Raw genomic sequence first — 10,586 nt, forward strand, 5'->3', positions numbered from 1 at the left:
AAATCGTCCGCGATGGTTCTTTTGCAGTAGGTACAGCGGAAATTACAGTCCTCGGTCACCTCGAGGCAGAATTTCCTCAGCAGGATATTGCGGTCATAATACTCCAGCAGGTTCCGGATCTCCTCTTTGCCGGCCGGAGACACGGTTTCCGCCGGCCCCCCGGTGAAAACTCCCCTCTCACGCAGCCTTTCCAGCTTCCCGCAGAGTTCGGCAATGGGGTTCCGTCCCAGGCGGGAAGAAAAAGAGGCGACAATTTCTTCTTCCTGTCTTCCTGCCAGAAAAGCCTCAAGTACCTCAAGTTCATCATTGGACAGGATCACCGCGAAATGGGCCTTCCCGTCATAGAGAACTACATCTTCACCATGCCGGAAGAGCCTTACCATAGGGTAGCGGTCGTTTATCACAGAGGCTGCCGGAATATCTGCCATTTTTCTCCCCTTCTGCACTCGAAATTTTTCGACAGGGAAAGCGCCGCTCCTCTATACAGTTTTCCCGGCTTTTCCTGCACTGGGCGGGAGAAGCCGGGAGAAAGAAAAAAAACTCTCTCTTCTTAATTACTGGGATGTTCACGAGGCATAGGTGCTGAGCATGTTGGAATCACGGGTTGACGTCATGGTGTCGTCCGTCACGGAACTCATGGCGCAGGTACAGTCACAGGAGCAGTCACATGTTTTTCCGCCCCTGATCGAATCGGCAGCGGCCGCGTCTATTTCCATAATTCTCTTCAGCATTTTCATCCTCTCTCCCTTCTCCCGATTTTTTCGAATTCTCCTCTTCTTCCAGGGATCTGTCAAGGGAGGATTGTTTCAGAACCGGCCGGACAGGGGGGTATGACCTCCTTCCCTTCCAGCTGAGGGTGCAGGCAACACCGGATGTTGGTCCGGAGTTAAATTAAAAAGGAGGGCGGGGGATTCCCCCGCCCTCTGCGTATCAGCCCACCCTGTTCTGTTACGGCTTTATCTTCTTTAAGAAGACCGCTTTCTTGCCGGCAATGTCGGACACAAGCATGATGCCGTCCTTGTCCATCCGGCCCCGGGCAGAACCAGCCATGGAAACAGGAGGACCGACCCCGTAATTTCCTGCCGTACCCCCACGCTCCGGGCAGTCCTACATATCGCGAACAGCCAGAACCAGTACAGCCTGCCCCGCACCCGGTGCGAGGCTGTTGCTGCCCTTCATTTTCAGCATCCCCCTGCCGCCGGCGCCGAACAGCCCCCGAAAACCGGTCAGGAGATCCACTTCACCGGTTCCCAGGGACTGGGGCCCGGTTGACCGGCCTCCCTGGGCGGAAGGCACCTCCACCGTCATGGACATTCCGGCGGGCAGGGGCGCCGCAAGGCGGGCCGTCAGCTTTCTCGGGGTATTTCCTGTGGAGGAAAGGAGGAAGGAAAAGGAGCTTTCCGCCGGTTTGCCTCCGATCATGGCAACCATGGATACGGAGGCCCCCTTTACGTGAACGCCCCAATATTCCGGAATGGAGACCTCCAGGGGGAGGGCGGCCGATTCCGCCGCGTCCAGCGGGGAACAGAAGGGCCCGGACAGCGGAATCCCTTCGGCGGAAACGACAAGGATCAAAACTGCCAGTATCCATACGAAACCGGTCCGGTGACTTTCCATGGTGCCTTTTCCCCCTTTCCCCGCCATTTATTTCTTTTTTCCCGAAGAGGACGTTGTGACCGTGCCGCTGTCAATAAACTGTATGGTCCGCTTTTTCGGGAAAATGAGGTTCACCATCTCCACCGTATCTCCCGGGGCCAGTTCGATGGTCTTCGACTCGGTCTCGAACCGATATCCTGTGGGAAGCCCAGCTTCGTAGAACTTCAGATTCCAGCTTCCCGGGCGTATATTATCGAAAACAAACTCTCCGTTCATGTCAGTTGAGCGCCTGACCGTCTGGTCATCTCTCGACAGCTCCACAAGCATATGGGCTATGCTTCCCGGTTTTACTCCTGAAACCGCCAGCTCCCGAAGTCGTGAGGCAGTGAAGAGCGCACCTTCGAAGCAGTGCGCGTTTCGCTCGGCAAGCACGCGTTTCGGCGATTTGCACTCCTCCTTGGAGTTATACGGGATGGCGCTGAGAAAGCGTTGAATTTCCCAGGGTGATGAGAAAGGGGACACGTGATTATTTTCCATGGAATTCCCTCGCTTTCGAAGTCGGCGAACTCGAGAGGTCGCCGGAGCGCGATGCGGGAACACCGAAGCATGATAATTCGCCTTTCGAAAAGGCCTCGGGCGTTCCCGCATTATGATAGCGCATGGCATCGCGCGGAATAAGCGCGAAAGGCTCTTGAATCCGCTCGCTCTTCGTCAATACCTACAGAAGAAATTACCTCTCCTCGTACCCTCCACCGAGAGCATGTATGAAGTCGGCGCGCGCCGTGTACGCGTCGTAGACGGACGCCGCAAGCTTGTTCTGCGCGTTGACGAGGGCTACCCGCGCATCCAGAACGTCGAGGTTGGTTCCCGCCTGCACACGGTAGCGCTGCAACGCCATACGGTAGTCCTCCTCGGCCAGGATCACCTGAGTACGCGCGACATCCGTTCTCTTCAGCGCGGATTCCAGGTTCAACCGCGCGGTGGCCACTTCGTGAATCACCTGTTTCTCCAGATCGTCCATCCGGCCGAGAAACTCCCGGACCATGGAACGCCCTTTCTTCGCCTGCGAACGCACCTCGCCGTGATCGTACAGCGTCCACTGCGCGACAAGAGAAAGCGTCCACTGATCTTCCTTGTCCGGATAGAAGCCGTCACCGACGTCCTGATACTTACCCTCGAAGAAGATTTGAGGTTTGCTTTGTCCCTCCGCCGCCGTCACGCTTTCGAGCGCGGCTTGGCGCATGAAATCGAGGGCGCGCATCTCCTGACGGCTCTCCAACGCCAGCCGTTCGGGGTCGGGCGGGAACTCCACTCCCTCCAACGGCTTCTCCGGTTCGGGAAGCGCCGCCTTTTCGGGAAGTGCGATTCCAACGGCCCTCGAAAGCCCCTTCCAAGCGACGTTCACCGCATTCTCCGATTGGATTTGCAGCAGTTCCGCGTTGGAGACGTCCACCTGTACCCTGAGCACTTCGTTCTTCGCCACTGCCCCGTGCCTGAAAAGCGCCTCCACGACTGCGAGATGCTCTTTCGCCAGTCGCGCCGACTCCTCCGCGATCACAAGAAACGCTCGCGCGCGCTGGAGGTCGTAATACGCCCGCTTCACCCCGTTCTCCACCCCTTGGAGCGTGCGGATCTCCCGCGCCCGCTGCGCCTCCGTCCGCAACCGAGCGGCGGCCCGGTTCGCCGAAAGCGAGCCTCCGCTGTACAGCACCTGCGTGAGCACGACGGCGGTCCGCCACGTGTTCTCGAAACCCTCCAGAATATAGCCGCCCGTCGGCCGGCCCGTCCCGTCGAACACGGGGTTCCGGGCATCCTCGTTGTATCTGGTGTAGCTCGCCTGCACCTGCAGTTTCGGCCCCATCGCGGACGAGGCCTTCTCCACATCGGCTTCCGACTGGACGACCTGCTCTCCGGCCACCGCGAGCGACGGGTTGTGCTCGCGGGCAAGAGCGAGCGCCTTCTCAAGAGTAAGCGTTCCCTCCGCTCCGTACGCTTCGCCCTGCATGGCGAACAGAAAAGAACACAGAACAAACAACCATACGCATGTTTTTCTATACATACACAAGAACATTCCTTCCCATTTTAAAAAATCCGAAGCGCACGCACACCCGATAACCGCATCCGCTTCATCGATATGCCTTTCTCTCCGAAAGACGTACCCTCTCCAGAAGACGAATCCTCTCGAAGTCCCACTCCACGGGACGGACCGTCACCCAGCCCACCCATTCTCTTTTCAAGCGGGAGGCCAATTCCACCGATACCGCCGTATTGACCACCCCGGAAAGCGGCCAAAGTAGTTCCGTTCCTCCATCCGATGCGAACGATACGTCCTTTCTCGAAATGGAAACGCACCCAACCCAGATTTTTCTGCGAAGCTCCATCTGAAAACAGTACCCTTTAATTGAAAGAGAGAGCGGGCAATGCGCTTGAAAGAACGACTCCATAACGCTCGTTCCAGACCCCGAAGGCTTGAACAGAGAGAGCGCGGCGTACCCTTCGAAGGCCTCCCAATCCCCCGACATCTTCCTCTCTCCACGCCGGCGGTCCTCCTGATACTCTTGGAACAGCTCCTTCAAACTTTCGTCTTCGGGCGGCCCCCAATAAAACGACAATACGTGATCCATTCGTATCCTCCTATTCGGACGGAGTCTACGGTTCGGCCCCATCAAGGCTCAGATACCTGTCGTCGGCCGGTATCTTGAAGAAGAGACTGTACAGAACGGGAACGAGCAGCAGCGTCAGGAACGTGCCTCCGAAAAGCCCTCCCATGATCGTGGCCGACATGGCCGAGAAGAAAGGATCGAAAATCAGAGGGAGCATACCGAGAATCGTCGTTCCGGCAGCCATGGCAACCGGAAGCAGACGGCTGACGGCGGAATCGAGAATCGCCCTATAGGGGTGCTTCCCATCGGCTATATCCAACTCTATCTGGTCGATCAGGACAATGGCGTTCTTGATGACCATGCCGGAGAGCCCCAGAAACCCCAGAATCGCCATGAAACCGAAAGCCTGCCCGGTCAAGAGAAAACCTATCGTCACACCGATGATGGAAAACGGCACAGTGAGAAAGACGATGAGAGCCCTTCTGACTGAATTGAAGAGACCGAGCACGAGGACGAACATGGCGATCAGGCAGATGGGGAAGGAAATCTTCAGCGGATCCTCCGCTTCCTTGGAATCTAGATACTCTCCGGCCCACTCCAGCGAATAGCCCGACGGCAGCATGATGGTTTCTATCTCATCCTTCACTTCCCGCCGCAGTGTTTCGGCCAGTCCGACCACAGGATTCGCTTGCACGGTGACCGCCCTCTGCCTGTTCTGGCGTTTGATCAAAGGATCTTCCCAGACCGTTTCCACGCCGGAGGCGACTTGAAGCATCGGAATGTAGGCTCCCGCCGAAGGACTCCAGACCATAACATCCTCGATATTCTGCACCGACGCGCGCTCCTCTTCCACCGGACGGGCAACGATGGGAAGAAGGACGTCGCCTTCGCGGAAAAGCCCCATGGTTATCCCGTTGAAATTGAACTCGATGGCTTGCGCGAGATCCTGCCGGCCGACCCCTACCCGCCGAGCGGGGTCTTCGGAAAAGACGGGGCGAACGGCCTGAACCGGCGTCCTCCAGTCGCTCTGCACATCGCGGGCATTGGGGTTCGCTCTCATTATCGCTTGCGCTTTTTCGGCGATCTTCTTGAGTTGGTCCACATCCGGTCCCCGGAATCTTGCCTCGACCGTATACTCCTTCGACTGACCGGTGATGAACTTGGTACAGTGGGCCTGTACATCCGGGATGTTGTGGCGCATGAACTTCTCGGTTTCATAGATCAGATCGTCGACCATGCGGTAGTCCTCGACCTCCACAAGAAGCTGCGCGTAGCTCGAATTAGGATCCTCCCGGTTGTACGTGAGGATGAACCGAAGCGTCCCCTCCCCTACGAATGCGGAAACGTTCTTCACCCCGTCGAGCCCGGCGACATACTCCTCGATTTCCTTTAAAGACCTTAATGTATTCTCGATTCGCGTCCCTTCGGGTCTCCATATGTTGACGTAATAGTATCTCTGGGTCGAGGCCGGAAAGAGGTTTGTGGGTACCAGAGCGAATCCGAGCACCGACAGAACAAGGAGAATCAGCGATACCGCGACCACCGCGGCGCGATATTTCAAGAAACCGTGGACCACCCCGCGGTATATCCTGTACATGGGTTTATCGTACGGATCCCTGTCGCCCGACGAATCGGGGGCATGAAGAAAGCGTACGCAGAGCAAAGGCGTCACCGAAACGGCCAACACCCAACTCATCGAAAGAGAGAGCGCCATCACCTGAAAGAGCGACCGGGTGAATTCGCTCACCTCCCCGGAGGCGTACCCTATCGCCGCAAAGGCAAGAACAGCGACGGCAGTAGCCCCCAGAAGAGGCCACTGCGTGTCCCGTACGATGTCGGCGGCGGCTTTCTCCCTCTCCACTCCTCTGGCGATACCGATCAGATAACCGTCCGCAACCACGATCGCGTTGTCCACCAACATACCGAGCGCCAGGATGAGCGCGCCGAGAGAGACCTTCTGCAGGTCGATGTTCAAAAGGTACATACCGATGAAAGTGACCAGGATGTTGAGCACCAGAACAAATCCGATAAGGAATCCGCTCCGCCATCCCATAAAGATCATAAGAAGTCCTATGACGATTCCGACCGCCTGCAACAGGTTGACAATGAACGCATTCACGGATTCGGTGACGATTTCGCTTTGATAATAAACAGAGTGCAGTTCCATGCCCAGAGGTCTCTCCGGCTCGAGTTCGGCGATCCTCCGACGTACCGCCTCCCCCATCGAAACGACGTTGCCGCCCTCCACCGTGGAGATTCCTATTCCGACGGCGGGACGCCCGTTGAACCGCATTATGTTCGTCGGTGGTTCCGCGAAACCGCGCGAAACGGTAGCCACATCTCCCAAGCGGACAAGACCGTCTCTTCCACCGATGTAGATGTCCGAGATCAGGCGTTCGCTGACGAAGTCGCCCGTAGGGGTGACGCGAAGATAGCTTTCGCCGACGTTTACGTTGCCGCTCGACTGCACGAGATTGCGCGACGCGAGCGCCTGCTGTATCTGCCCGGGAGAGAGCCCCATCTCCGCCATGCGCGCCCGGTTGAACTCGACATAGACGACCTCCTGCTGAGTACCCCAGAGTTCGATCTTGGCGACGCCCTTGCACAGAAGCAGCTCCTTCTTCACGTCCCGAGCGTAGTCCCTGAGCTGCGAATAGGAATATCCGTCGCCGACGAGCGCAAAGAATACGCCGAACACATCGCCGAAGTCGTCGTTCACCAAGGACGGACCGGCGCCGGGAGGAAGTTTTCCCTGCACGTCGCCGACCTTTCGGCGCAGTTCGTCCCATACCTGCGGCAATTCTTCCGTCGCATACGAGTCCTTGATATCGACGTAGACGATGGAAAGCCCTTCCTGCGAAGTGGAGTAGATTTTCTTCACCTGCCCCAACGCCTGGATGGCCTCCTCGACGACCTCCGTTACTTCCATTTCGACCTCGGCGGGGCTTGCCCCCGGGTACCGGGTGACCACCACGGCCGTTTTGATCGTGAATGTAGGATCTTCAAGGCGGCCGATATTCTGGTAGGAAAGCGCTCCTCCGACGAAAAGGAGGATGAGCATCACATACACAATGGTACGTTTTTTCAGAGCGAAAACCGCTGGATTCATTCGCCGAAACCTCTACCGCGACATGGGTCTGAGCTTCATGCCCTCGACGACGAAGGACGCCCCGGCGACGACGATCTGCTCTCCGGAACGCAGTCCGTCGAGCACGAGCACCCTGTTCCCGCCGTGACTGAATGCTCCGGTGCGAACGCTTCGTTTCACCGGGGAGGACGTGTCCGGATCGAATATCCAGACTGCGGATCCCTTCTCGCCGTCGGCGACCAACGCTCCTACGGGAACCGAAACCGCGTCCGCGGCATCCGCCTGTTTTCCCCAGAAAATCTCTCCGGTCATGCCGGGAAGGATCTGCGCCTCCTTAGGGGCGGGGAGCGCGAAGGTCACCGAATACGTACGGGTCGACGGATCCGGAGCGGCGCTCCACTCCTTCAAGAACGCCTTGAACGTGCGCTCCGGAAGAGAGGCGAATCCTACCGTCGCCTCCTGTCCGGGGGCGAGCGACGTCCGGGCGATCTCGTTCTCGGGAATGTTCGCCTTGATTTCGAGACTCGATATATCCAGAACGGTCAACACCACCTGCCCGGCGCTGACCATCTCGTGGTTTTCCACCCGTTTGGTCGCGACGATGCCGTCGAAGGGCGCGAGCAGCTTGGTGTCCGCCAGTTGATGCCTTGCGATTTTCAATCGGGCCTGAATATCCTTCACCGAGGCCGCCGATGTTTCGAACGCGCCCTTCGCCGCATCGTACGACGCCCTGGAAATGACGTTCTCTCCCAAGAGCGACTTCGACCGCTCGAAATCCAGCCTCGACTTCTCAAGAGCGGCCATCGCGCCCGACAGCTGAGCCTCCAATACGCGGATGGAATCCTGAAAATCCCGAGGATCTATCGCCATCAGCACCGCGTTCTTTTTGATAAAATCGCCGGGTTGTCCGTTCACGGTCACGAGAGGGCCGCTCACTCTGAAAGAGAGCGGTGCTTCCTTGGACGCTTGCACGGACGCAGGGTAGGTTCGACTTTTCGACTCGTTTCCGGAGCGAACCTCCTCCAGCAGTACCGGACGCGGCTCGGCGAAGAGCGCTTTCATCTTCGCGCCGACCCCTCCGTCCGATGCGGCGCTCATCGTGCGGAACACCGCGAACCCTCCGACCGCGGCCATGACGATCGCTGAAAAAATCAGCACAAGAACCGTTTTCCGTTTCACTCCCGCTCGCTCCTTTCATTCGTTGCATCCGGCAAGCCGAAAAAGAGGAGCGTCTGCCGGACGAGAATATCCTCCATCTTTTCTATATACTCGTTCGAGTATTTTTCCATTCCTAAAGCGCCAAGAATGACATCCATATTGTCCGCATGGAAATAAATCGGCGTGGTAAGGATCAAAAAGTGCAGATCCGCTTCCATTGCGCTCATACCGGGACATATAGATTTAAACAGCGTTTTCTCTATCATCTTGAAAGGAGTCAGGACTTCCTGCACAATAAAATCCCGCAGATCGCTCGCCTTTCGCAGCACTTGAAAAAGAGCCTGGCAGTGCCAAAGAGGGTCGTCGTTCCCGAAAAAAGAACGAATCATGGAATGCACAAGCGCCCGGACAACGGCGCTCTGCCCTTCGGGAGTGGCCAGAACGGGTTCATAATGAGCGAAGATATCCGGAATCGTCGTTTCCCTCATATCACGCGTCGCCTCCATAAGCACTTCCTTGAAAAGATTCTCCTTGCCCCCGAAATGGTAGTGGATACTCCCCGTATTCTCCCCGGCCCTGGACGCTATAGCCCGCGTGGAGACGTTGTCGAATCCCACCTCCGCCGCCAGCTCCCCCGCCGCCCGTATCAACGCATTGCGCGTCTGCTCGCTGCTGGAATATGTCGCCAAAACGCTTCCTCCGTCCTCTGTATGATTTTTATTCGTTCGACCTTTTTCATACATGCGGCCAATTTTATCCTTTCGTTCAAATTTAGTCAATAGACCAAATGAAACGATGTTACGAGACAGTGATAATGTCACCCCTGAAACGGGACAGGGATCGCACCCCCGTAGGGGGAAATGTCATTCTGTCATTCTATACGGATGATGAGGAGCGATGTTTTCTTGAGCCTGAAAGAAGCGACGAGATCGGCGGTCCTGGACAGGGTCGTGAAAGGAGAGATGACTGCTGCGGAAGGTGCGGCCCGCCTCGGCATGAGCAGGAGGCAGATCTTCCGTCTGAAAGGGAAGATCCGAACATCGGTCATTTCTTCCCTGTCCCACGGAAACCGCAACAGGAGACCTCCGAATGCCCTTTCGGAGGAGACGCGGTCCATGGTGTGCGGCAAAGCTGCCGGGGAATACAGAGGGGCGAGCCTGAACCACATGTCCGAGCTCCTGGACAGAATCGATGGAGTACGGATAAGCGCCAAGACCATAGGGCGGATCCTCAAGGACGCGGGAGTGGGGAATCCCCACGGAAGGAGGGGGAGGAAGAGCCACCGGAGCCGAGAGCGCCGCGAACGTTTCGGGAGCCTGGTCCAGGTGGATGCCACTCCCTTCGAGTGGCTGGAGGACGGAAACAAATGGTCGCTCCACGGGGCCATAGACGACGCCACCGGCACGGTACTGTCGCTGAGATTTGAGAAGAACGAATGTTCTTCAGGCTACCTCCGCGTCATGGAGGACATGCCGGGTACCTGGGGCGTTCCTGCGGCACTCTACACGGACCGCCACACCATCTTCTTCTCCCCGAAGAAGGGAGAGGTGCTGAGTGAGGAGGACATCATCGAGGGAAGGAACGTCCCCCTCACCCGTTACGGGAAGATGCTCGACATGCTGGGCATAGAACATATCCCGGCCCTCAGCCCCCAGGCAAAGGGCCGGGTGGAGCGCCTGTGGGGGACGCTGCAGCACCGCCTGCTGGTGGAAATACGTGTAGCCGGTGTCAGGACTATGGAAGAAGCCAACGACTTTCTCCCCGCATACATGGAACTCCACAACGGGCTTTTCAGCGTGGAGCCGGCGAACGGGACAACGGATTTTCTCCCCTGTCCTGAACAGGAGAGGCTGCGGCTCATCCTGGGACACAGGGACGAGCGCAAGGCTTCCGCCGGGTCCGAGATATCCTGGCAGGGCAAAAAGTACCAGCTGGCGGACGAAAAGGGAGAGATTGTCCTTCTCCGCAGGGGTGAGACAGTCACGGCGATCCGCACCTCCGACGGTGGTCTCTATGCGGTGTCCCCCAAGAAATGGACAGTCAAAACACACGAATATCTTCCATTTTCGTAACGATGCTTCGGATTCCTTCCGTTTCCTATCCAGCCTTTCCCAAACGCCAGTATTCCTCAGGTGTGAGAT

General features: G+C 57.4%; 10 protein-coding genes. 1 reads left to right on the plus strand and 9 read right to left on the minus strand.

Features of this window, described 5'->3' with window-relative positions:
• The 9 genes from JMJ95_RS04710 to JMJ95_RS04750 all read right to left on the minus strand — a co-directional run.
• A partial coding sequence (locus JMJ95_RS04710) for a hypothetical protein (protein ID WP_290683158.1) occupies nt 1–428 on the minus strand: 428 nt, incomplete at its 3' end.
• A 138-nt stretch (nt 429–566) separates the two neighbouring features.
• Nucleotides 567–731, minus strand: coding sequence for a hypothetical protein (locus JMJ95_RS04715; protein ID WP_166670215.1), 165 nt, complete (start codon nt 729–731; stop codon nt 567–569).
• Nucleotides 732–1,107: 376 nt separating this feature from the next.
• On the minus strand, nt 1,108–1,617 hold the full coding sequence (locus JMJ95_RS04720) for a hypothetical protein (protein ID WP_290683161.1): 510 nt from the start codon (nt 1,615–1,617) through the stop codon (nt 1,108–1,110).
• A 27-nt stretch (nt 1,618–1,644) separates the two neighbouring features.
• Nucleotides 1,645–2,133 (minus strand): hypothetical protein, encoded by a 489-nt coding sequence (locus JMJ95_RS04725; protein WP_290683163.1) that lies wholly within the window; start codon nt 2,131–2,133, stop codon nt 1,645–1,647.
• 193 nt (nt 2,134–2,326) lie between these two features.
• On the minus strand, nt 2,327–3,655 hold the full coding sequence (locus JMJ95_RS04730) for a TolC family protein (RefSeq protein WP_290683165.1): 1,329 nt from the start codon (nt 3,653–3,655) through the stop codon (nt 2,327–2,329).
• A 67-nt stretch (nt 3,656–3,722) separates the two neighbouring features.
• Complete coding sequence (locus tag JMJ95_RS04735; protein ID WP_290683167.1) at nt 3,723–4,220, minus strand: hypothetical protein; 498 nt, start codon at nt 4,218–4,220, stop codon at nt 3,723–3,725.
• Nucleotides 4,221–4,245: 25 nt separating this feature from the next.
• On the minus strand, nt 4,246–7,308 hold the full coding sequence (locus JMJ95_RS04740) for an efflux RND transporter permease subunit (protein ID WP_290683169.1): 3,063 nt from the start codon (nt 7,306–7,308) through the stop codon (nt 4,246–4,248).
• A gap of 12 nt (nt 7,309–7,320) precedes the next feature.
• Nucleotides 7,321–8,466 carry an efflux RND transporter periplasmic adaptor subunit gene (locus JMJ95_RS04745; protein ID WP_290683171.1) on the minus strand — a complete coding sequence of 382 codons (1,146 nt, stop codon included), beginning with the start codon at nt 8,464–8,466 and terminating at the stop codon, nt 7,321–7,323.
• Entirely contained in the window at nt 8,463–9,266 is an 804-nt protein-coding gene (locus JMJ95_RS04750; RefSeq protein ID WP_290683173.1) for a TetR/AcrR family transcriptional regulator, read from the minus strand. The genes JMJ95_RS04745 and JMJ95_RS04750 overlap by 4 nt, the downstream gene beginning before the upstream one ends.
• Nucleotides 9,267–9,350: 84 nt before the next feature.
• On the opposite strand from JMJ95_RS04750, the gene JMJ95_RS04755 reads away from it, so the two are divergent.
• Nucleotides 9,351–10,517: an ISNCY family transposase gene (locus JMJ95_RS04755; RefSeq protein WP_290683175.1), complete on the plus strand. Its 1,167-nt coding sequence runs from the start codon at nt 9,351–9,353 to the stop codon at nt 10,515–10,517.
• Nucleotides 10,518–10,586 lie beyond the last annotated feature (69 nt).

The sequence above is a fragment of the Aminivibrio sp. genome, assembly GCF_016756745.1.
In the GTDB taxonomy this organism is placed as follows: Bacteria; Synergistota; Synergistia; order Synergistales; family Aminobacteriaceae; genus Aminivibrio.